Annotated in this window: 20 protein-coding genes and 1 pseudogene; 13 read left to right on the top strand and 8 right to left on the bottom strand. The window is 71.3% G+C overall.

The window, feature by feature from the left end; genetic code table 11:
• Positions 1–204: 204 nt before the first annotated feature.
• Positions 205–1227, bottom strand: a complete 1023-nt coding sequence (locus ABD785_RS01925; protein WP_344821380.1) for a methyltransferase — start codon at positions 1225–1227, stop codon at positions 205–207.
• A gap of 280 nt (positions 1228–1507) precedes the next feature.
• Complete coding sequence (locus tag ABD785_RS01920) at positions 1508–2338, bottom strand: SAM-dependent methyltransferase (protein ID WP_344821379.1); 831 nt, start codon at positions 2336–2338, stop codon at positions 1508–1510.
• Between the two features lie 103 nt (positions 2339–2441).
• Here ABD785_RS01920 and ABD785_RS01915 point away from each other — a divergent pair, with 103 nt between their 5' ends.
• The gene (locus ABD785_RS01915; RefSeq protein ID WP_344821378.1) at positions 2442–3032 is read left to right on the top strand and encodes a copper resistance CopC family protein; all 591 of its coding nucleotides are present in this window, start codon (positions 2442–2444) and stop codon (positions 3030–3032) included.
• Positions 3025–4905: pseudogene (locus tag ABD785_RS01910) on the top strand (bifunctional copper resistance protein CopD/cytochrome c oxidase assembly protein); the annotation flags it as partial. The gene ABD785_RS01915 and the pseudogene ABD785_RS01910, both read left to right, overlap by 8 nt.
• Positions 4906–4926: 21 nt before the next feature.
• Here the strand turns inward: ABD785_RS01910 and ABD785_RS01905 are convergent.
• Positions 4927–5613, bottom strand: a complete 687-nt coding sequence (locus ABD785_RS01905; protein ID WP_344821781.1) for an alpha/beta hydrolase — start codon at positions 5611–5613, stop codon at positions 4927–4929.
• A 414-nt stretch (positions 5614–6027) separates the two neighbouring features.
• The gene (locus tag ABD785_RS01900) at positions 6028–6618 is read right to left on the bottom strand and encodes a TIGR03086 family metal-binding protein (protein WP_344821377.1); all 591 of its coding nucleotides are present in this window, start codon (positions 6616–6618) and stop codon (positions 6028–6030) included.
• Positions 6619–6742: 124 nt separating this feature from the next.
• On the opposite strand from ABD785_RS01900, the gene ABD785_RS01895 reads away from it, so the two are divergent.
• From ABD785_RS01895 to ABD785_RS01885, 3 genes are all read left to right on the top strand, one after another.
• A complete protein-coding gene (locus tag ABD785_RS01895) occupies positions 6743–7375 on the top strand; it encodes a TetR/AcrR family transcriptional regulator (RefSeq protein ID WP_344821376.1) in 633 nt (210 codons plus the stop codon).
• 61 nt (positions 7376–7436) lie between these two features.
• A complete protein-coding gene (locus tag ABD785_RS01890) occupies positions 7437–7889 on the top strand; it encodes an RrF2 family transcriptional regulator (protein ID WP_344821375.1) in 453 nt (150 codons plus the stop codon).
• Between the two features lie 73 nt (positions 7890–7962).
• A complete protein-coding gene (locus ABD785_RS01885) occupies positions 7963–9156 on the top strand; it encodes a globin domain-containing protein (RefSeq protein ID WP_344821374.1) in 1194 nt (397 codons plus the stop codon).
• Positions 9157–9206: 50 nt separating this feature from the next.
• Here ABD785_RS01885 and ABD785_RS01880 read toward each other — a convergent pair whose 3' ends face one another.
• Together ABD785_RS01880 and ABD785_RS01875 are read right to left on the bottom strand one after the other, a co-directional pair.
• Positions 9207–10538, bottom strand: coding sequence for a lipase family protein (locus tag ABD785_RS01880; protein ID WP_344821373.1), 1332 nt, complete (start codon positions 10536–10538; stop codon positions 9207–9209).
• Positions 10539–10773: 235 nt separating this feature from the next.
• Positions 10774–11154: a hypothetical protein gene (locus ABD785_RS01875; RefSeq protein WP_344821372.1), complete on the bottom strand. Its 381-nt coding sequence runs from the start codon at positions 11152–11154 to the stop codon at positions 10774–10776.
• A gap of 181 nt (positions 11155–11335) precedes the next feature.
• Between ABD785_RS01875 and ABD785_RS01870 the strand changes: the two genes are divergently transcribed.
• Entirely contained in the window at positions 11336–11734 is a 399-nt protein-coding gene (locus ABD785_RS01870) for a hypothetical protein (protein WP_344821371.1), read from the top strand.
• Positions 11735–11746: 12 nt separating this feature from the next.
• On the opposite strand, the gene ABD785_RS01865 is transcribed toward ABD785_RS01870, so the two are convergent.
• Entirely contained in the window at positions 11747–12880 is a 1134-nt protein-coding gene (locus ABD785_RS01865) for an LLM class flavin-dependent oxidoreductase (protein ID WP_344821370.1), read from the bottom strand.
• Between the two features lie 76 nt (positions 12881–12956).
• Here ABD785_RS01865 and ABD785_RS01860 point away from each other — a divergent pair, with 76 nt between their 5' ends.
• Positions 12957–13436, top strand: coding sequence for a hypothetical protein (locus ABD785_RS01860; protein ID WP_344821368.1), 480 nt, complete (start codon positions 12957–12959; stop codon positions 13434–13436).
• 20 nt (positions 13437–13456) lie between these two features.
• Here ABD785_RS01860 and ABD785_RS01855 read toward each other — a convergent pair whose 3' ends face one another.
• Positions 13457–14503, bottom strand: coding sequence for a LacI family DNA-binding transcriptional regulator (locus ABD785_RS01855; RefSeq protein WP_344821367.1), 1047 nt, complete (start codon positions 14501–14503; stop codon positions 13457–13459).
• A 120-nt stretch (positions 14504–14623) separates the two neighbouring features.
• Here ABD785_RS01855 and ABD785_RS01850 point away from each other — a divergent pair, with 120 nt between their 5' ends.
• The 6 genes from ABD785_RS01850 to ABD785_RS01825 all read left to right on the top strand — a co-directional run bounded on the left by ABD785_RS01850 (position 14624) and on the right by ABD785_RS01825 (position 22657).
• On the top strand, positions 14624–15706 hold the full coding sequence (locus tag ABD785_RS01850) for an ABC transporter substrate-binding protein (protein WP_344821366.1): 1083 nt from the start codon (positions 14624–14626) through the stop codon (positions 15704–15706).
• A 69-nt stretch (positions 15707–15775) separates the two neighbouring features.
• Entirely contained in the window at positions 15776–17344 is a 1569-nt protein-coding gene (locus ABD785_RS01845) for a sugar ABC transporter ATP-binding protein (protein ID WP_344821365.1), read from the top strand.
• Positions 17341–18309, top strand: coding sequence for an ABC transporter permease (locus ABD785_RS01840; RefSeq protein WP_344821364.1), 969 nt, complete (start codon positions 17341–17343; stop codon positions 18307–18309). Before ABD785_RS01845 ends, ABD785_RS01840 begins: the two co-directional genes overlap by 4 nt.
• A complete protein-coding gene (locus tag ABD785_RS01835; protein ID WP_344821363.1) occupies positions 18306–19319 on the top strand; it encodes an ABC transporter permease in 1014 nt (337 codons plus the stop codon). The genes ABD785_RS01840 and ABD785_RS01835 overlap by 4 nt, the downstream gene beginning before the upstream one ends.
• Positions 19320–19334: 15 nt before the next feature.
• Positions 19335–19760 (top strand): RbsD/FucU family protein, encoded by a 426-nt coding sequence (locus ABD785_RS01830; protein ID WP_344821362.1) that lies wholly within the window; start codon positions 19335–19337, stop codon positions 19758–19760.
• Positions 19761–19912: 152 nt separating this feature from the next.
• Positions 19913–22657 carry an AbfB domain-containing protein gene (locus ABD785_RS01825; protein WP_344821361.1) on the top strand — a complete coding sequence of 915 codons (2745 nt, stop codon included), beginning with the start codon at positions 19913–19915 and terminating at the stop codon, positions 22655–22657.
• The last annotated feature ends 6 nt before the right edge of the window (positions 22658–22663 follow it).

Raw genomic sequence — 22663 nt, 5'->3', positions numbered from 1 at the left:
CCTGCTGCCAGAACCGGTGGACGCGGTGCGGAGATCTCCTGGAATTAGTGGAGACCGGCGGGATTTTCGCGCGATTCCATCGGTCGGCCGGTGAATGGAGCAATCCCGTTCGGCACGGGCGGCGTCCAATGGCCTGGGCATGGCGCGGCGCCGGGCCGGACGCGGGAGGCGCCCGGCCCGGCGCCGGTCATCGGGCTGGCCGGGCTACTCGGGCTTGGTGCCCGTGGCGATGCCGTGGGGGGTCCAGGACCGGCAGGGGATGAGCTCGATGCCCGTGAAGCCGGCCTCGTCCAGCCACGCTGCGTAGTCACGCCAGGGGTAGATCATTCCGCCCTCGGCCGGGAGCGCGGTGAAGTAGACGCTGTCGAGCGCGCCCATGAGCGGGCCGTCGCCCGTGTCGTCGGTGATGGAGTTGAACACGATGACCCGGCCGCCCGGGCGCAGCGCCGCGTGGGCGTTCCTGAGCAGCCGGACGTTCTCCTCCTCGGTCCAGATGACGAACTGGTGGGAGAACAGGACGCAGTCGTACTCGCCGGCGTAGGGCTCGAAGATGCTCCCGACCACCACCTGGACGCGGTCCTCCAGGCCGTGCTCGACGATCTTGCGCCGGGCGATCGGGGCGGTCTGCTCGATCTCCAGCACGGTGATCCGCAGGTGGGGGTGGGCACGGGCCAGGTCGATGGCGTTGACGGCGTCGCCGCCGCCGGCGTCCAGCAGGGTCGTCACCCCTGACAGGTCGGTCTTCTCGATGAGCAGCGGATTGGCCAGCTCGGACCAGGAGCGCATGTACTTGTAGAAGACGTTCTGCAGGAACGGCGTCTCCGACAGCCTCTGGTAGAGGTCGGGCCCGTTGCCGGGGATGCGGCGCAGCCCCACGTTGGTGTTCTCGCGCAGGGACTCGGTGAAGTCCTGCTGGCCCGGGTAGACGATGTGCGCCTCGAAACCGATGACGTCCCGGATGATCTCCCACTGGCCCTCGGCGAACAGCTGCTCGACCAGCGGCGCGTTGCGGTACCGCCCTTCGCCGTCACGGACGGTGAGGCCGAGCGAGGTGGTGCCGAGCAGGAGCGTGTCGACCGGGCGCCGGGCCAGGGACAGGTCCGCGCCGATCTGCTCGGCGGTGAGATCAGGCGTCTTGTGCAGGTGGTCGAACAGGCCGAGCTCGGAGCCGGCATTCACGTACTGGAACGCCGCCGCGCCGAAGATGATTTTCGTGAGTCCTGCCATGTCGAGAACGTCCGCACCCATTAATGCTCCATTCACTGGCGAATTCCGGGGATCGGCGACCGCTGATCGCATTTGCCACCTTCGCTGCGTCGGGATTGATCTGTCAAGCCAGCTCCGGGCATCGGATCGCTTTCCCCAGTCGAATGGCTAATCGCCCCTAGGGGTATCTAGGGGTTGCACCTGGGGGTGCCCGTCCGCTTACCGTGAAAGGGAATGCCACCGGGCGGGCACGCCATTGTTTCCCGATTTCCGGGAGCGCCGCCCGCCGTTCCGGTGCGGGTCAGGGCTTGCGGCCGAGGGCGCCTACGCCCAGGAACGTCTCCGGGTCGACCGCGGGCTCCCCGAAGACCGGACGCCAGGCCGGCAGCGGGACCAGGCCGGGAGAGACGAGGTCGAGCCCCTTCAGGAGGCCGGCGACCTGGGCGCGGGTGCGGACCCGGTCGCGGTCGCCGTCGAACATCTCGTCGGTTTTGAAGAGGCGGGTCATCTCGTCGGTCCGTGCTTCGGCGGGATCGCGGACGATGTGGGAGATCAGGAGATGGCCGCCCGGGGCGAGCCGGTCGATCAGGCTCTCCATGAGCGCCGTGGCTTCGGGGTCGTCGAGGAGGGCCAGCTGGGTGCGGACGAGGAACGCCGTGGGCTCGGCGAAGTCGATCAGCTCCGTCAGCTCCGGACGGGACAGCAGCGCGCCGGGGTCGCGGGGGTCGGCCCTGATGACGCGGGTCAGCGGGGCGTCCGGACCGGCGGACCTGCCGTAGGTCGACAGGATCGCCTGGCCGTGCGCCACGACGACGGGATCTTCGTCCAGATAGACGACCGTGCCCCGGACGTCGAGCTCCTGGAGGATCTCATGGACGCTGCCGCAGGTGGGCAGGCCGCAGCCGATGTCGACGAACTGCCGGATGCCCTGGCCGGCCAGGTAGGCGATCGCCTTGCGCACGAACTTGCGGAGCTCCCCGATCAGGATCGGGACCTCCGGCGTGATCTCCAGAAGCCGGTCGGCGAGGACCCGGTCGACGGCGAAGTTGTCCTTGCCGCCGTCCAGGTAGTCCATCACCCGCGCGATGTTCGGCACGCTCGGATCGAAGACGCCCCGGCCGCTGCTGTTCATCTCGGCATATTAGCCGCGTCACCGCTGCATCACCGGTCCCCGGGAATTCGGGTCTCAGCGGCTGAACGATGGGCGGGCGACGCCCGTACCGGGTGGGATGAGGGTGACGATACGGACTCGGCGGCACTGCGGGCGCCGGCGGGAGTGGTCAGGGCCGTTGAAGGCGTCGGCGGTCGGCGTCGCGGCGGGCGCGCTGGTCGTGTTCTCCGCCGTTCCCGGCAGCGCGCACGCGGAGCTGGAGAGCATGACGCCGGGGCAGAAGTCGGTGCTCACGGACGCGCCCGGCGAGGTGAGGCTGACGTTCAGCGAGCCGCTGAAGCGCCGGTTCACGGTGATCAGGGTGACGGGTCCCGCGGGGGCGGTCGTCAGTGCCGGGGCTCCGGAGATCGACCGTGGGGTGGCCCGGCAGCCGCTGGTCCCGTTGTCGCGGGCCGGACGCTACCTGGTGGCGTTCCGGACGGTGTCGGTCGACGGCCACATCGTCAGCGGCTCCCGCGAGTTCACGTTCCGGCCCGCCGCGGGGAAGACCCCGGCGCAAGCCGCTCCGGCCGTCACGCAGGTGGCCGCCACGACCTCGCGGCCGGAGACCTCCTCCGAGCCGATCGGGGCGCAACTGGCCCTGGGCGCGGTCGCCGTCGCCCTGGTGTCCGGGACGGTGCTGACGGTCCGGCGAACCCGTCGCCGTGATGGTTGAGGAGACGCCTCCGCGGCCTCCGGGCGGCACGCTGCGGCTCGGGCTGGGCATGGCGGCGGCGGCACTGGTCGTCCTGGCGTTCACGCTGCGGTTCGGCGACGCCCTCAGGGCGACGTTCCTGCCGGAGGACGGCACCGACCTGGTGCAGGCCGGGTCCTACCTCAAGGGCATGGTGCCCGCCGCCGAGCTCGCGATGAACGCCGCCGGGACGGTGACGGTGGGCCTGCTCCTGGCCGTCGTGGTCTTCCTCCCGGACGACTACGGCTGGCTGTCGCCCCTCGCCGGACGCTGCCTGCGGGCGGCGTCGACGAGCGCGACGGCCTGGACGGTCGCGGCGCTGGCGGTGGCGGTGCTGTCGGTCGCGGACCTGTACGGGAAGCCGCCGGCCGAGGTGCTGACGGGATCCGTGCTGTCCGCCTACCTGACCGAGGTCAGCCAGGGGCGGGCCCTGCTGCTGGTCGTCGTGACCGCCGCCGCCCTGTCGGTGCTGGCACACCGGCCCCGGACACCGGGCGGAGCCGGTCCTCTGCTGCTCCTGGCGATGGCCGGGCTGCTCCCGCCGGCTTTCACCGGCCATGCGGCGTCCGCCGCGAACCACTCCCTGGCGGCCTACAGCCTGGCCGCGCACGTTCTCGGCGCGGCCGTGTGGATCGGCGGCCTGCTGGTGCTGGTGGCCGCCGCATGGCTCCTGAGGGACCAGCTCGGTGAGATCGTCGCGCGCTACAGCAGGCTGGCCGCGGTGTGCTTCGCTGTGGTCGCGGCGAGCGGGCTCGTCAACGCGTGGATCCGGCTCGACGGCCCGCACCTCGGGAGCCGTTACGGCGTGCTGATCGCGGCCAAGACGGCCGCGCTCGCCGGACTGGGCGGCCTCGGGTGGTGGCACCGGCGGGTCAGCGTCCCCGCGCTGCGCACCGGGCAGGGAACCGGTGTCTTCGTGCGGGTCGCGGCGCTGGAGCTCGTCGTGATGGCCGCCACCATGGGCCTGGCCGTCGGCCTGTCCCGGACGGCGCCGCCCGCCGTCGCGGCACGGCAGATCGGCCCCGCGGAGGCGATGCTGGGCTTCCGGCTTCCCGGACCGCCGGACCCGGCCGCCTACGCGTCCGGATGGCGCTGGGATCCGCTGTTCCTCGCCCTGGTCACGGCCGGGGCCGTCCTGTACGCCATGGCGGTGGTGCGGCTGCGCCGCGACGGTCAGCCCTGGCCGCTCTCCCGCACCGTCGCCTGGGCCGCCGGGCTGCTGATCGTCCTGGCCGCGACCTGTAGCGGGCTGGCCCGCTACAGCATGGTGCTGACGAGCGCGCACCTCGTGCAGCACGCGGTGCTGAGCCTGATCGCACCGATCCCGTTGCTGCTCGGCGCCCCCGTCACCCTGGCGCTCAGGGCGCTGCGCCCTCGCAGGGGAGGCCCCGGCAGGACTCCGCCCGAACTGCTGCTCGCCCTGGTCCACAGCCGTCCGCTGCGGCTCCTGACCCGGCCGCTTGCGGGGCCGGTCCTGCTGGTGGCGAGCCTGTACGGGTTCTACTCCACCCCGCTGTTCGAGGCGTCCCTGTGGGACCACTCCCTGCACGCGCTCGCGATGCTGCTCTTCGTGGCCGCCGGCGTCCTGTACCTTCTGCCGATCATCGGACCGGGGAGCGGCGCCCCCCGGCTCTCCCCGGCGAAGCGCGTCGCCCTGATCCTGGCGGCCCTTCCCCTTCACGCCTGCTCCGGCGTCGCCATCATGACGTCCGACGAGGTCTTCGCCCCGGGCTGGTACCGCTCGCTGGCCCGCCCCTGGGGAACCTCCCAGCTCCGCGACCAGCATCTCGGCGGGGCCCTCGCCCTGGCCCTCGCCGCCCTCGCGTCCCTGCTGGTCCTCCTGATCCTGATCCGCCGATCCCGTCGCGCCGCGGGGTCAGGCCGCGGTGTCGCGGTTGCCGGAGGCGCGGGTGGCGGGGAGGGCGCGGACGAAGGCGCCGAGTTCGGTGAGGGAGCGGAGGCCCTCGCGGCAGGCGTCGGCGAAGATCTGGAAGACGTGGGGTTGGCGGTCCCAGATGACGAGGGTGACCGGGACGCCCGCCTGGGCGAGGCGGTCGGCCATGAGCTCGGAGTCGACGCGCAGGATCTCGGTCGAGCCGCAGTGGATGAGGGTGGGCGGAAGCTGGGAGAGGGCCCCGTTGACGGGCGAGTGCAGCGGATCGGGGGCCAGATCGGCGAGCAGGAGATCGTTGAGGAGGGGCAGGCGGGAGCCGGGGATGAACGGGTCGAGCAGGAGGTTGGCGTGGGCGAGCTTGGCGGTGTGGTCGAGATCGGTGAGCGGGGAGATCGCGACGATGCCGCCGGGCGCGGGCAGACCGTCCCGGATCGCCTGGAGCGGGGTGGCGAAGGAGAGGAAGCCGCCGGCGGAGTCCCCGGCGACCACGATGCGATCAGCGGGATGACCGAGATCCAGGAGATGCCGGTAGGCGGCGAGGCAGTCGTCGACCATCTCGGGCAGTGTCGCGGCGGGGAGCATCCGGTAGGCGACCGACAGCGCGGGCGCCCCCGCGGCGGCCGACAGCCGGGCGATCATCCGCCGATGGGTGTTCAGCCCGCCGACCATGAACCCGCCGCCGTGCAGATAGAGGATGACGGTCCCCCGGTCCGCACCGGGCGGCGCGACCCCCGGGCCGCACACCCACTCGGCCTTGAAGCCGGGAAAGGAAACGGGCCGCGTCCGGGTCCCGCGCGGCGGCACCATGATCCGTGAGGCGGGTTCGAACGACGCCCCGATCCGGAAACCGGACGCGGTGAACGGCATGTACCGCATCAGCGGCCGCAGCCAGAACCGCAACAGGAACGTGAACGCCCGCGCCGGAAACCCGATCCCGTGCCTTCTCTCCACGACGACGTCCATCGCACCTCTCCCGCCGAGCAAGCATTAGGTCGTCTGAGAGCGTAACCGCCCGCCCGCGCCGGGCCCCGGGCGGGACGCGTGGCGCCGGGTGCTCGCCTTCTTCGCCGGATCTTCCGGGGCTCAGGAGGGGGTCCAGGAGGGGTGGCGGCCCATGAAGGCGATCAGGTGGTCGAGGGGGGAGGCGTCGGCGGGGACCTCGACGGCGGGGGCGAAATAGGAGTCCGCTCCGCGCTGATCAGGGGGGAACAGAGGGGAGACGAGGGTCAGGCAGGGGCCGAGTGTCTCGGGGTCGCCGGTGTAGGGGCGGGCGGTGGCGCGGGCGAGGTCCCAGCCGTGGACGATCAGTTCGGTGAGGAGGAGGACGCCCGCGACCTGGGCCGGGGCTTCGTGGCCTGAGACCCGGGTCGTTCCCGCCCAGGCGGCGGGGTCGCTCCAGGCGAGGGCCAGGGCGTCGAGGTGAGGGGGGATGCTCGTGCGCCAGTCGGCGGGAAGGCGGGAGCCGTCGCCGGACGGGCCCTCGGGCTGCGGGGGAGAGGGTCTCTTGACGGCCGCCGCCGCGTAGACGGGGCACAGGCCGTCGACGTGGTCGATGAGGTCGGCGACGGTGAAGTCCGCGCACGGGGTCGGCGCGGTGAGCTGGTCGTCGCGGACGCCCGCGAGGAGCGCGGAGAGTTCGGCGGCGGCGGTGGCGAGATCGATCTGCGGGGCCATGGGATGCCTCTCGGGGCGTCGGCGGAGTCGTTCGCGGCACCAGGCTTCCATAATCTTGCGCAATGGGCAATATTTCCCAATGGGCAAATATTCGTCTCCGGCAAGGAGCCTTATCCTCTGGGGCATGACCATGACCGCGGGCCTGCGTGAACGCAAGAAGGCCGCCACCCGGCAGGCCCTGAACGAGGCCGCGGTCCGGCTGGCCATCGAACACGGCCTCGACAACGTGACCGTCGAGGCCATCGCCGAGGCCGCGAACGTGTCCCGCCGCACCTTCTCCAACTACTTCGCCGACAAGGAGGAGGCGGTGCTGTACACCGACGAGGTGCGGCGCCGGCGGCTGCACGAACTCGTCGCCGCCCGGCCTCCCGCCGAACCCGCGTGGGCCGCCCTCTGCGGGGCGGCCGGGCAGCTCATCGCCGAGAACGACGAGGATCCGGACCACAGCGCCCAGATCCGGCTGCTGCGCCGCCACCCGTCCCTGCTCGGCCGGATGGCCGCCGGATCGGTCGAGAGCGAGCGCGTCCTCGCCGGCCTCGTCGTCGACCGGATCCCCGCGAGCGAACGGCCCCCGGCCGAGGACGGCCGCCCTCCCCTCGACCCGGACCTCGACGCCCGGCTTCGGGCCCGCACCCTCGCCGCCGCTCTGGAATCCGCCCTCCGCATCGCCACCCTGCAGTGGCTCGACGACCCCGGCCTCTCCCTGCCCCGCACCCTCCACCACCTCCTCGCCGCCGCCGCCGACCCCTGGCACTAGGTCGGGAAGCCCGGCCCGGATGCTCGCCCGGCGCTGTCCGCTGGAGGGATAGCGTGGTGGGGTGCGGTTGACGAGGTTCACTGACCTGGCGTTGCGGGTGGCGATGCGGCTGGCGGTGCTGGACGGGACGCAGGAGCAGCCGACCGCCCGTCAGGTGGCAGCGGATGTGGCGGCGCCCTTCACTCATGTGGCGAAGGTGGTGAGCCGCCTGAGGCACGCGGGCGTGGTGGAGGCGCGGCGGGGGAGGGGCGGGGGGCTGGCGCTGGCGCCCGGCGCGGGAGAGATCTCGGTCGGGTGGCTGGTGCGGGAGCTGGAAGGCATCGGGGACGTGGTGGGGTGCGAGGAGGAGCCGGCCTGCCCGCTGCGCGGCGAGTGCAGGCTGCGCGGGGAGCTGCGGAAGGCGCAGGAGGCGTTCTACGCGACGTTGGATCCGGTGACGATCGGGGATCTGGTGGAGGGGCCGCAGGGGCCGGTACTGGTGAGGCTGCTGGTGGGGCGGCCCGGAGAGGCTTGAGGTGACCCCGATGAGGGAGATGCCGGAGCGGGCGCAATAATACGAATCTAAGATTCGTATTTAAGGAGCGCCGATGCTGTCCGAACCGTCCGCCGCGATCGTCCGCGCCACACTGCCCGCCGTCGGGGCCGCGATCGACGAGATCACCGCGGTCTTCTACCGGAACATGTTCGCCGCCCGTCCCGAACTGCTGCGCGACCTGTTCAACCGGGGCAACCAGGCCGACGGAAGCCAGAGCAGGGCGCTGGCGGGAGCCGTCGCCGGGTTCGCGTCGATGCTGGTGGCCGAGCCCGACCGGCGGCCGGACCAGCTGCTGGCCCGGATCGCGCACAAGCACGCCTCGCTCGGGATCGCCCCGGAGCAGTACCCGATCGTTCAGCGGCACCTGCTGGCCGCCGTCGCCGAGGTGCTCGGCGACGCCGTCACGCCCGAGGTGGCGGCGGCCTGGGACGAGGTCTACTGGCTCATGGCCGGCGCCCTGATCGCGCTCGAGGCCCGCCTCTACGCGGAGGCGGGCGTGGAAGGCTGTGACGTCTGGCGGCCCTGGAAGGTCGTGGGCCGGGTCGAGGAGACCCCGGAGGTGGCCACGTTCATGCTGCGCCCGGCCGACCGGTCCCCGGCCGCGCCGTTCCTGCCCGGCCAGTACGTCTCGGTCCGGGTGGAGCTGCCCGACGGGGCACGTCAGATCCGGCAGTACAGCCTGTCGTGCGCGCCGAACGGGACCGACCGCTGGATCTCGGTGAAGCGGGTCGACGGGGCCGGCGGGGCGCCCGCCGGAGAGGTCTCGAACCGGCTCCATGCCCAGCTGCGTGAGGGCGACGTCATCGAGATCAGCCCGCCCTTCGGGGACACGGTCCTGGTCGAGGAGGACGCGCCGCTCCTGCTGGCCTCGGCCGGCATCGGGGCCACACCGATGATCAGCATGCTGGCCCATCTGGCCGCCACGGGCTCGGCCCGGCCGGTGACGGTCGTCCATGCCGACCACGGCCCGGGGAGCCACGCCTTCCGTGCCGAGCTGCGGCAGCTCGTCGCCAAGCTCCCCGAGGCCACCGCCCACGTCTGGTACGAGAACCCCGACGCTCCCTGGCCCGCCGACCGTCACGGGTACGCCGACCTCTCGGAGCTGGACGTCCCGGCCGGGACCCGTGCCTACCTGTGCGGCCCGGTGCCGTTCATGCGCTCCGTCCGCACCGACCTGCTGGCCAAGGGAGTTCCGGCGGCCCGCATCCACTACGAGACCTTCGGCCCCGACAGCTGGCTTCCCTAGGCCCCCTCCCGAACGGGAGAGGGCCGCGGACCGCGCGAGGACGCCCGAGGTCAGGGCTGGATCGGCATGGACCAGCAGTTGGAGAGGGCCGTCCACCCCGCGAGACGGTCGGCGATCCAGTCGACCGCCTTGGTCTGGTCGGTGAGCAGCGGGGTGAGGTGGTTGGTGAGGATCTTGTCGCCGAGGTTGGGCAGGACGACCGGGTCGTAGGTGACGTTGGCGCCCTTGGCGCACCAGTCGACGGCGAGCTGACGGGCCTGGGCGTGCGGGACGATGTCGTCCTGGGTGCCGGTGACCACCCGGACGGCCGTCGTCGGCTTGAGCGTCCCGATGCGCTGGGCGTTCAGCGACGCCTGTGCCGCCGGGTTCGCGGCGATGACCTCTGACAGGGACTTGCCGCTGGTGATCCACTTCTTGCTGGAGGCGAAGCCGTAGCCGAAGAGGGCGTCGCCGACGCACATGGTGGACAGGTCCAGGAGCGCGGCCCGTCCCGCGGCGTTGACGTTGGTGTCCACGACGTTGCGCAGCACCGGGTCGGCCTGGGCGAAGCCGTTGATCGACCAGCCCAGAGCCCCGGCCAGGGCGCTGCCGTCGATGCCCTTCATCGTGGAGGTCAGGTCGGCGGGAGGCGCTCCGACGTAGGCGCCCGCCAGGTTGACGTCCGGCGCGTAGGACGGCTGGAGCTCCGCGGCCGAGCCGCTGGCGCCGCCGCCCTGGCTGTAGCCGTACAGCCCGACCCGGGAGGCCGCGGTGATGGAGGCGCCCGGGACGGAACGGGCGGCGCGGGCGGCGTCCAGGAGGGCGTGGCCGCCGTCGAGGCGATTGACGTAGGTGTGCAGCCGGTCGGTCGAGCCGAGGCCCACGTAGTCGGTGACCACGACGGCTGCGCCTGTGGACAGCAGGCGGTAGATCGCCAGGTCCTCGTACCCGACGGACAGGGTGTCGCCGGTCAGCGTCAGCGGGTACTGGAGGGCGAACGAAGGGGCGCACTGGTCACCCTGGCCCATGGTGCCCGAGGCGACGGCCACCAGGGGCCGTCCACCGCCGCGCAGCCAGGGCCGGGACGGCTCGATGTAGACGCCGGTCACCGCGACGGGTGCTCCGTTGGAGTCGGTGGACTTGTACATCAGGCGTGTCGCGGTGCCGGGCAGGGCCTGCCCGTCCAGCCCGGGCAGGCTCAGCCCGAGGGGCAGCGGCTCCGTCCGGACCAGGGCTCCGTTCGCCGCCGGGAGCGTTCCCGGCGGAGTGTAGAAGGCGGGGATGGTGATGCCGCGCGAGACGACGGGATCGGCCGCGTGCACGGCTCCGGCCAGGCCTGCCGCGCTGAGCACGGCCGCGAGGGGAACGGCCACGGCCGTCCGCACGAGGGTGGTGAGTTTCATGCCTGACTCCGGGGGTGGGAAGTGAGGGAAGTCACATTCTCGTATGAAGCCAGCCCTCATCTACGCATGAGAGAGGGGACTCAACGCCCGGATCTCACCTTTTTATGACAAACACAGCAGGTGGCAGTAGCCGGTCGATTCGGGGCCGTAAAAGAGCGGCACCCGGCGGGCACGGTACGACCGGACCCGGACCGCGTTCCGGGAGCGGCTCGGGACCGTGGCGATCTCGCCGTTCCTATTCGGGGAGTTCTCCGGGGAGATCCGGCGTCAGGTCGGCGGGGTCGTGTTCGGGGTGCAGGGCGGCCTGCTCGATGTGCGCTCCCGCGGCCCGGCGGGCGGCGGCGTCCTGGTCGAGGGCCTCCAGGCGGGCGGCCTCGACGGCCACGGCCGCCTGGGCCAGGGACATGGTGCCGGCGGCGACCTGCGCCTCGGCATCGTCCTGGACGGCCGTCAGCCCCGCGATGATCTGCAGGCGCTCCTCGTCGAAGCGGTCCAGGGCGCTCTGGCGTTCGGCCCCCATCCGCGCGACCTCGGAGGGGGAGGGATCACGGCCCTGCGGAACTCCGGGCACCGGTTCCCCGGGTGCGTCGGCCGGGTCGGTCGGCGGATCGTTCATCAGGACACTCCAGGCCTGCTAGACGCGCGTTCCGGCAATGGGTACGGCCGGGGACCGGGCAGTACCCCACCGGCTCCGGAACATGCGAGAAGTGAAAGATCTATGTCCGCTTTGACGTGCCTTGACGTGGTCCGATGCACGATGAACTTATCCATCCCTCACGCATCCTTGGAGGAGCGCCATGTCCGGCGTGTTCCTGACCATGGCCCTGGCAGCCGTCGGGTGCGCCGTCTTCTGGCGGCTCACCCGGGGGATCCGCACCGGACTGCCCGGATGCCCGTGGAACCCCCGCCGGTCCATGCGCATCGCCGGGGTGACCGTGGCGGTCGCGGCGGCGGCCATCGCCGTCCCCGGCGAGCTCTGGCTGACGCTGCCCGTCGCCTTCGCCCTGTTCGTCTTCGGCTTCGCCCGGATCTTCTTCACCCTGATCGATCTGGTGATGTTCCCCACCCGCAAGGAACACCACCAGGTTGTCGACCCTCACCCCGCCCCTCCCGTGTCGCTGTCCGCCTACCGCATGGCCCAGTTCGAGGCCACCGGCGCGAACCACCGGCGATCGAGGACCGTCTCCCGCGTCTGACCCGGGTGCCGATCAGGCGAAGGGCACGGACGCCCGGGTGGCGACCGGGGCGGGGTGGTGCCAGAGGCCGCGGCGGGTGAGCTCGGGGAGGACTCCCTCGCTGAAGCGGTAGGCCTCCTCGAGGTGGGGATAGCCGGAGAGGACGAACTCCGAGATGCCGACGGCGGCGTACTGCTCGATGAGGTCCGCGATCTCGGCGTGGGAGCCGACCATGGCCGTCCCCGCTCCGCCCCGGACCAGGCCGACGCCCGCCCAGAGGCCCGGATGGATCTCCAGGCCGTCCTTGGTGCCGCCGTTGAGCTCGAGCATCCGCCGCTGGCCGACCGAGGCGCTGCGCTTCAGGCCGGACTGGATGCGGGCGATGTCGTCCTCGGAGATGTGGGCCAGAAGCCGGTCGGCCTCGGCCCATGCCCCGGCCGAGGTGTCCCGGGCGATGACATGGAGCCTGATGCCGAACCGTGGCTCGCGTCCGGCGGCGGCGGCGAGCTCGCGGAGCGTGCCGATCTTCTCGGCCACCGCGGCGGGCGGCTCGCCCCAGGTGAGATAGACGTCGCTGTGCCGGGCGGCCACGTCCAGGGCCTTGGGGGAGGATCCGCCGAAGTAGACGTCGGGGACGGGGTCGGGGCGCTGCGCGAGAGTGGCGTCCTCGACCGACAGGTGTTTCCCCTGGAAGGTGACGGTCTCGCCGGCCCAGAGCCTCCGGACGATCGTCAGGAACTCGTCGCAGCGGTCGTAGCGGGCGTCCTTGCCGAGGAAGTCGCCGTACATGCGCTGCTCGTGGTCTTCGCCGCCGGTGACGACGTTGAGCAGGAGCCGTCCGCCGGACAGGTTCTGGAACGTCCCGGCCATCTGCGCGGCGAGGAAGGGCGAGACCGAGTCGGGACGGAACGCGACCAGGAACCGGAGCCGCTGCGACAGCGAGCTCAGCATCGCGGTGGTCACCCACGCGTCCTGGCACCAGGCGCCGGTCGGGGTCAGGGCTCCGTCGAAGCCGAGCTGCTCGGCGCTGCGGACGATCTGCCCGAGGTAGGGCACGGAGGCGGGACGCCCGGCACCCTCCGCGCCGACACCGTGGCCGCCCCCGACCACCTGCCGCCCGTCGCCCCCGTTCGTCGGGATGAACCAGTGGAACTTCAGTGAACTCATAAAACCGACATGATAAGTATAAATTGCACCGAACGTCCTGCCGGTGGGAGGCTTGCGGGGACCCCGGGAGGCACATGTGCGGAAGTCCACCGTCATCGCGGCGGCCCTCGTCCTTGCTCTGGCCGTTCAGCTTCCGGCCGACGCGGCCGCGAAGGGCTCCTTCGGAAAGAAGGGCGGCTACAACGGCGTCCGGATCCACATGACACTGAAGCAGGCGAAGGCGACCGGCAAGCTGAAGACCACGCCCTTCTCCGGGCAGTGCATGCACGCCGCCTTCAAGAGCAAAAAGTACAGGTCGCCCGTCGGCGTTCTCTTCTCGAGGAAGTACGGGCTGGTCGCCATCGGCGCTCCGGCCAAGGCCAGGACTCCCCGCGGCATCGGCGTCGGCTCGACGATCAAGCAGGTGAAGAAGGCCTACCCTCGGCTGAAGATCGGGTTCAGCTTCGACCAGGTCCCGGTGCCCGGCCACAAGACCGTCCGTTACGGGTTCCAGGTGGTGAAGGGCAAGGTCACCGTGATGTGGCTGATGGCCACGAAGCAGGACTGCGCAAGCTAGGGCCTGCTGATCCGTGCTGGTCAGGCCTCTGGTCCGCGGCGTCTGAGCTGGGTGGTGCGGGCGACGGTGCTCTCGCGGATCTTCAGGGTGAACGGGGTCTGGATGTCCTGGACCGGAAACGTGGCGTCCTCCGCCGCCGCGGTGCCGCGGCGGGAGATCAGGTCGACGGCGGCCTCGGCGATCGCGGACTTGTCGGGGGCGATCGTGGTGAGGGAGGGGATGCTGTAGGCGCTCTCCTCGGTGTTGTCGAAGCCGACCACGGCCAGGTCCTCGGGGATGCGCAGGCCGTGCTCGACCGCCGCGCGCATCGCGCCGATGGCCAGCAGGTCGTTGAAGCAGAAGACCGCGTCCGGAGGCTCCTGCCGGGCGAGCAGATGGCGCATCGCCTCCGCCCCGTCGTGGCGGTGGTACTCCATCGCGGTGACGACGAGATCGTCGAGGAGCGGGAGGCCCGCCTCGGTCAGCGCGTCCCGGTAGCCCTCCAGCCGCAGCGACGCGGTGCCGCGGTGGGGGTTCTGCCCGATGGCGGCGATGCGGCGGCGGCCGATCCCGGCCAGGTGCCCGACGGCGGTCCGCGCGGCGAGCACGTTGTCGATGGCGACATGGTCGATGGGCACGTCCACGGCGTGCTCGCCGACCATGACCAGCGGAACCTCCCGGTGGAACGCCGCGAAGTCCTCGGTGGCCAGCGCCTGCGGGCTCAGGATGGCCCCGTCTATCATGTGCGGGCCCATCGCGGTGAGCGCCGACCGTTCCCGGTCGCGGGTGCCCTGGGTCTGCTCGATGAGGACGTTCCAGCCGCGCCGCTGGGCCGCGGTGATCACGAGCGCGGCGAGCTCGCCGAAGTAGGGGATGCTCAGCTCGGGCAGCACCAGCGCGATGAATCCGGTCCTGCCGCGCCGCAGGTTGCGGGCGCCGAGATGGGGCCGGTAACCGGTGGTCGCCAGCGCCTCCTCGACCCTGCGCCGGTTCTCGGGTTTCACGAAGCCATAGCCGTTGACCACGTTGGACACGGTCTTCACCGAGACACCGGCGAGCGCCGCGACGTCCTTGAGTGTTGCGGCCATCGGCTGTCCCCTTCGGTGAAGTAACGCTCTCGGAGCGGAGCCTACAGATCGCTCCCAACTATTTACAACGTCGTTCCATCGTTGTAAAAATGCTCCACACCACCCCCAGAAGGAGTCCCCATGGCAGTTTCCGAACGCTTCGTCACACGTGGCATCGTCACCGCCGCGGCGCTGTCCCTCGTCCTCACCGGCTGCGCCAAGAGCGAGTCCGACGGCGACAAGGGGAAGACCGGCGCCGGCCCCGCCGCGTCGGCGGCGTCCGTGCAGCCGAGCGACGGCGCCGGCTGCACGCTCCAGGCCGCGGGCTACCCGAAGATCGACCTGAAGACCGCGAAGATCGGTTTCTCCCAGTCGGAGAAGGAGGCCAACCCCTTCCGGATCGCCGAGACCCAGTCGATCAAGGACGAGGCCGCCAAGCTGGGCATCTCCTCGGGCAACCTGCTGGTCACCAACGCCCAGAGCGACCTGAACAAGCAGATCAGCGACATCAAGTCGATGCTCGACCAGGGCGCGCAGGCGCTGATCGTCGCACCGCTCAACTCCGACGGCCTCCAGCCCGCGCTCGACGCCGCCAAGGCCAAGAAGGTCCCCGTCATCACCATCGACCGCAAGGTCACCTCGCAGCCCTGCACCGACTACCTGACCTTCATCGGCTCGAACTTCGTCCAGCAGGGCGAGCGCGCGGCCGACCAGATGATCCGGGTGACCGGCGGCAAGGCGAAGGTCGCCATCCTGCTCGGGGCGTCGGGCAACAACGTCACGACCGACCGGACCAAGGGCTTCAAGGACAAGATCGCGAGCTCCTCCGGCATCGAGATCGTCGCCGAGCAGACCGGCGAGTTCGACCGGTCCAAGGGCCAGGCCGTCATGGAGCAGCTCCTCCAGAGCAACCCCGAGATCAACGCCGTCTACGCCGAGAACGACGAGATGGGCATCGGCGCCGTCAACGCGATCAAGGCGGCCGACAAGAAGGCCGGCACCGACATCAAGATCGTCTCCATCGACGGCACCCGCAACGCCGTCAAGCTCATCACCACCGGCGGCTACAACGCCGTCGTCGAGTCCAACCCGCGCTTCGGCCCGCTCGCCTTCCAGACGCTCCAGCAGTTCCTGGACGGCACCGCCATCCCCGCCAACGTGATCATCTCCGACGACGAGTACGACGAGACGAACGCCAAGGACAAGGTCGGCAACGCGTACTAGACCGATCTCCGGCCGGGCCCCGATCGGGGTGACCGGGGTCCGGCCGGTCCGCTGGGAAAGGAGGATCCGATGAGCGATCCCGTGCTCGAGGTCACCGGGGTGACCAAGGAGTTCCTGGGCGTGCGCGCGCTCGACGACGTGTCGTTCGCGCTGCGGCCCGGAGAGGTGCACGCCCTCGTCGGCGAGAACGGCGCCGGGAAGTCGACTTTGATCAAGACGCTGACCGGGGTGCACCGCCCGGACGCGGGGGAGATCCGCTACCGCGGCGAGCCCGTCGTCTTCACCAGCCCCGTGCAGGCGCAGCGGGCCGGGATCTCCACCATCTACCAGGAGGTCAACCTCGTCCCGCTGATGAGCGTGGCGCACAACGTCTTCCTGGGACGCGAACCGCGCAACCGCCTCGGCCTCATCGACACCGACCGCATGGACGCGATGGCGGCGGAGCTGCTGTCCGGCTACGGGATCACCGGCGACGTCCGGCGGCCGCTGGGCGCGCTCGGGGTCGGCGCCCAGCAGATGGTGGCGCTGGCCCGCGCGGTGTCGGTGGAGGCGAAGGTCGTCATCATGGACGAGCCGACCTCCTCGCTGGAACCCCGCGAGGTCGAGACGCTCTTCGAGGTGATCGGCAGGCTGCACCGCGACGGCATCGCCATCGTCTACGTCAGCCACCGCATGGACGAGCTGTACCGGATCTGCGACCGGGTCACGGTCCTGCGCGACGGCAAGCTCGTCCACACCGGCGACCTCGCCGACCTGGACCGGCTCCGCCTGGTCTCCCTCATGCTCGGCCGCGACCTCGGCGAGGTCCGCGCCCACGGGACGACCCACTTCAGCGACGACGACCACGAGGTCGCCGGGACCCTCCTCGAGGCTCGCGACCTGACCAGCCCGCACCGCCTGTCGGACGTGTCGGTGACGGTCCGCTCCGGCGAGGTCGTCGGGCTCGCCGGGCTGCTCGGCTCCGGCCGCAGCGAGACCGCCCGCGCCGTCTTCGGAGCGCTCCCCCTGGAACGGGGCACGGTCGTGCTCGGCGGCCGCCAGGTCAAGCTGGGCAGCACCGGCGACGCCATCGACGCGGGCATGGCGATGCTGGCCGAGGACCGCAAGGCCGACGGCATCATCCCCGGCCTGTCGGTCCGCGAGAACATCGTGCTCGCCGCGCTGCCCCGGCTGTCGCGGTTCGGGCTCGTCAGCCGCGCCCGCCAGGACGCCATCGTCGACACCTTCGTCGAACGCCTCCGGATCAAGATCTCCAGTCCCGAGCAGAAGGTGTCGGAACTGTCCGGCGGCAACCAGCAGAAGGTGCTGCTGGCCCGCTGGCTCTGCCTCCAGCCCAAGCTGATCCTGCTGGACGAGCCGACCCGCGGCATCGACGTCGGCGCCAAGGCCGAGGTCCAGAAGCTCATCGACGAACTCGCCGGCGACGGCCTCGGCGTGCTGCTGATCTCCTCCGACATGGAGGAGCTCATCGAGGGCTCCGACCGGCTCATCGTGCTGCGCGACGGCGAGGTCGTCGGCGACCTGCGCGGGGCCGCCGTCACCGAGGCCGAGGTCCTCACCGCCCTGTCCCAGCACTCACGGCCGCTCGACGCGACGCCCGGCGGCGACCCGGCCACCTCCGAAGGGACCCTCCCATGACGACCGCCGGCCTCACCGCCCGGCCGCGCCTCGACCGCGGCAGGACGGCAACCTGGCTGCAGGACTACGGCGTCTACGCCTCCGTCGCGGTGCTCCTGCTGTTCAACGCCCTGTTCACCGCGAACTTCCTGACCGTCGGGAACCTGCGCACCCAGCTCATCCAGGTGGCGCCGATCGTCATCGTGGCCCTCGGCATGGCCCTGGTGATCGGAACCGAGGGCATCGACCTGTCCGTCGGGGCCGTCATGGCGCTGGCCGCCGCGCTGATCCCGCTCTACCTCGGCTACGGGCTCCTCCCCGCGCTCCTGCTCGCGCTCGTCGCCGGGCTGGCCGCGGGGCTGTTCAACGGGCTCCTCGTGGCGCGGATCGGGATCCAGCCGATCGTGGCGACGCTGGCGCTGCTGGTCGCCGGGCGCGGGCTCGCCCTGGTCATCGCCGACGGGCAGCTCAAGCAGATCGAGAACGAGAGCCTCCTGAACCTCGGCTCGGGTGACGTCCTCGGAGTTCCGGTCAGCGTCCTGGTCGCCGCGCTCCTGGCCGTGATGATCGGGCTGCTGGTCCGGCGGACCACCTTCGGGCGCCGCCTGGTCGCGGTCGGCGGCAACCGGGCGGCGAGCGAGCTGTCCGGGCTTCCCGTCCGGCGGGTCCTGGTCACCGTGTACGTGCTGAGCGGGCTGCTCGCGGCGATCGCCGGGATCCTGTCCACGGCCCGTCTGGCCGCCAGCGACCCCGCCGATCTGGGCTCGCTGATGGAACTGTCGGCGATCACCGCGGTCGTCGTCGGCGGCACCCCGCTGACCGGCGGAAAGGTCCGTGTCGCCGGGACCGTCGCGGGGGCCCTGCTCATGCAGCTCGTCCGCGCCACCCTGATCAAGCACAACCTGCCGGACTCCACGGCCCAGATGATCCAGGCCGCGATCATCGTCGTCGCCGTGTACGCCGCGCGTGAACGGAGCAGCCGATGAGCGCCCCCACCCCCGTGCCCGTCACGTCCGCGCCCGCGAGCGGCACGTCCGCCCAGCGGGTCCGCGGACGCCTCGCCGCGCGCACCCTCCAGCGGCAGGGCACCGCCGTCGTCTTCGTCCTGGTCATGATCGTCGCCTGGATCGCGTTCCCGAACTTCGGCACCACCGGCAACCTCGGCAACCTCGCCCTGGACGGCTCGTTCCTCGCGGTCATCGCGCTCGGCATGACCTTCGTGATCATCACCGGGGGCATCGACCTGTCGGTCGGCTCGGTGTACGCGCTCGGCGGGGTGCTGGCCGCCTACGGCTCCCAGTGGGGCTTCTTCGGCGCGCTGCTGCTGCCGCTCGCGGTGTGCGGGCTGATCGGCCTGCTCAACGGATTCCTCGTGGCCCGCACCGGAATGCCCGCGTTCATCGTCACCCTCGCCACACTGCTGTTCGCCCGCGGGCTGCTGCTGGCCATCACCGACGAGGGAGCCACCACCTACCGGATCACCGAGTCCGACGCGTTCCTGGAGATCGGCCGCGGCGAGCTGTTCGGCATCGGCTACCCCGTCTACATCGCGCTGCTGCTGTTCGCCGCGGGCGGGGTCCTGCTGCGGCGCACCGGATTCGGCCAGACGCTCTTCGCCACCGGCGGAGCCGAGCAGTCGGCGCTGCTGATGGGGCTGCCCGTCGCCCGCACCAAGATGATCGTCTATACGCTGAGCGGGCTGCTGGCCGGGCTCGCGGGCGCGATGACCGCCGCCTACCTGGAATCGGGCGTGACGGTCATCGGCGTGGGACTGGAACTGGACGCGATCGCCGTGGTCGTCATCGGCGGGACGCTCCTGACCGGCGGCGCCGGAACGGTGACCGGGACCCTGTTCGGGGTGCTGCTGCTGCGGGTCATCCAGAACGTCATCAACCAGATCGGCACCCTGGACAGCAACTACCAGTCGGTGGTCAGCGGGGCGTTCCTGCTGGTCGTGGTGGTCGTCCAGCGGTACCTGTCCCGTGCGCGAACCTGACCGGGGGATCCGTCCATGCTGCGCTACCCGCTGATCCATCCACCGCTGCTCGCCGTGCTCGCCGCCTCCGGGCACGGCGGCCGGATCCTCATCGCCGACAGCAACTTCGCCCACAGCACCAACGCCAACCCGGCCGCACCGCTCATCCACCTGAACCTGCGGCCGGGACTGATCGCCGCCGACGAGGTCCTGGCGACGATCCTGGACGCCGTCCCCGTCGAGTCCGCCCTGATGATGCGCCCCGACGACGGCTCGGACTCCGCGCTCCAGCCCGCGTTCGCCGGGCTGCTCGGCCCGGACGTCCCGCTGAGCGCCGTGCCACGCGCCGACTTCTACGCCGCCTGCCTCGACCGGACCCTGGCCGCCACGATCGCCACCGGTGACGACCGGCACTACGCCAACATCCTGCTGACCATCGGCGCGGTCACCGCCGCGTCCTGAACCACCGTCCCGAGAGGAGGGCTCCCCCCGCAAGGCCCGGCAGAACGGGCACCGCCGCGTCACCCCGCCCAGGCGGCACCCCTACGACTCGTGCTCGACCACCCCCCGAAAGAGAACGAGAGACGATGCGAAGAACGCACCGTGCAGGCAGAGTGCTCCTTTCCCTCCTGACGACGCTGTCGCTGCTCGCGACCGCGCTCGTGGCGTCGCCCGGCGCCGCGCAGGCCGCCTACGAGCCGAAGACGCCGCCGATGGTCACGCCGTGGACCGGCCAGGTGTCCCTCACCGACCCGCTGCCCGACTACCCCCGCCCCCAGCTCACCCGGCCCGACTGGCAGAGCCTCAACGGCCAGTGGCATTTCGCCGGGGCCTCGAGCCTCACCACCCCGCCGACCGGCCAGAACCTCGCCGAGACCGTCCTGGTGCCCTACCCGATCGAATCGGCGCTGTCGGGGATCAAACGCCACGAGAACTCCATGTGGTACCGGCGCACGTTCACCGTCCCGGCGGGCTGGAGCGGCCGGAACGTCCAGCTCAACTTCGGCGCCGTCACCCAGCGCTCCCAGGTGTGGATCAACGGGACGTCCGTCGGCTCTCACACCGGAGGGTTCGACCCGTTCTCCTTCGACGTGACGAGCGCGCTGCGCGCCGGTTCCAACGAGGTCATCGTCGGGGTCCACTCACCCGTGGACGCCGCCGACGTCGCGGTGGGCAAGCAGCGCCTCGATCCCAGCGGCATCTTCTACACCGCGTCCAGCGGCATCTGGCAGACCGTCTGGCTGGAGCCGGTCAACGCGGCCCGGATCACCCGCCTCGACACCGTCCCCGACCTCGGCGCGGGCGTCGTCGACGTCCTTTCCCAGGTGACCGGGACGGCCCAGGGCGTGCGCGCCGAGGTCCTGTCCGGCGGGCAGGTCGTCGGCACCGCGACCGGTGCCCAGGGAGCCCATCTGCGGGTCCCGGTGCCGAACGCGCACCTCTGGACGCCCGACGACCCGTTCCTGTACGACCTGCGCGTCACCCTGACGGGCACCGGCGGCGGTGACGTCGTCGGCGGTTACTTCGGCATGCGCTCCATCGGCAAGGCCGTCGTCGGCGGCGTCCTGCGGCCGGTCCTCAACGGCAGGTTCGTCTACCAGCTCGGCACCCTCGACCAGGGCTACTGGCCGGACGGCGTCTACACCGCGCCGACCGACGCCGCCCTCAAGTTCGACCTCCAGGAGCAGAAGGCCCTCGGCTTCAACATGGTCCGCAAGCACATCAAGGTCGAACCGGCCCGCTGGTACTACTGGGCGGACAGACTGGGCCTGATGGTCTGGCAGGACATGCCCTCCCCGGCCCGCGTGCCCGGCACCCCGGCCGCGAAGGCGGCCTTCGAGGACGAGCTCCACCGGATGATCGACCACCTCAAGGGCATCACCTCGATCGTCCTGTGGGTTCCGTTCAACGAGGGCTGGGGCGAGTACGATCCCGCCCGGATCGCCGACCTCGTCAAGGGCTGGGACCCCAGCAGGCTCGTCACCAACAACTCCGGCTCCAACTGCTGCGGATTCGACGGCGGCAACGGGGACACCATCGACGACCACATCTATGTCGGTCCGGGCATGCCCCACCAGCCGACGGCGTCACGGATCGCGGTCCTCGGCGAGTACGGCGGCCTGGGCATGAGCGTCCCCGGGCACGAGTACGCACCCGGCAAGGGCGCCAGCTACGTGATGCTGCCCGACGCCGCCTCGCTGACCCGGAGCTACGTCGACATCACGGGGCAGCTGCGCGAGCTCGTCGCCACCCGCGGGCTGTCGGCGTCGGTCTACACCGAACCGACCGACGTGGAGAACGAGGTCAACGGCTTCTTCACCTATGACCGGCAGGTGCGGAAGATGGACTTCGCGCAGGTCCTCGCCGTCAACAACAGCGTGAAGGCCGCGGGACAGGGGACCTATCTGCCGGTCGGCTCACCCATCTCGCTGAAGGTCACCACGAGCGGCTACACCGACCGGTCCCTCAGCGTGCCCGCAGCGCCCGCGGTGACGTCCGTCGTCACGGCCGCGAGCGGGGAGGCCGACAAGAAGAACGCCACCTTCGTGGTCAGGCCGGGCCTGGCGAACGCCTCGTGCGTGTCGTTCGAGTCGCGCGGCACCCCCGGCCAGTACCTGCGGCACTCCGGCTACCGGGTCCGCAGGGACGCGAACGACGGCAGCGCGCTGTTCGCGGCCGACGCCACGTTCTGCGCGCGGACCGGACTCGCCGCCGGCGGCACCTCGCTGGAGTCCTCGAACCTGCCGGGCCGCTACCTGCGGCACATCAACTCCGAGGTCTTCATCTCCAACAGCAGCGGCGCGAACGCCTGGGACAACCCGGCCGGCTTCGCCGCGGACGCCACCTGGAATCTCTCCACCCCCTGGTGGCGCAGCTCGGCCGACCTGCCGACCGGGCAGGCCCGCTCGTTCCAGGTCGTCACGCCCGGCTTCACCGACCGCTACCTGCGGCACCAGGCGAGCCTCGGCCGCACCGACGTCGTGACCTCCGGCAGCGACGCCGTGCTCAAGGCCGACGCGACCTTCGTCATCCGGCCCGGCCTGGCCGAGCCGAGCTGCTACTCCTTCGAGTCCCGCAACTTCCCCGGCCACTACCTGCGCCACTCCGCCTTCCGCATCCGCAAGGACGCACGCGACGGCGGCATCCTGTTCGACCAGGACGCCACCTTCTGCGCCCAGCCCGGCCGCTACGGCTCGGGCGACGTGACGCTGACCTCCCTCAACCTGCCCTCCTCCTCGCTCCGCCACTACGACTCCGAGGTCTGGATCGCCGCCTCGGGCGGGACGGAACCGCGCGACACCACCGCGCACTACTCCGAGGACACCACCTGGCGCCTGGCCGCGCCCTGGACGCCCTGACCCTCA

It is taken from the genome of Actinocorallia longicatena (assembly GCF_039534125.1).
Taxonomy (GTDB): Bacteria; Actinomycetota; Actinomycetes; order Streptosporangiales; family Streptosporangiaceae; genus Actinocorallia; species Actinocorallia longicatena.
This window is presented reverse-complemented; position numbering and strand designations above follow the sequence as displayed.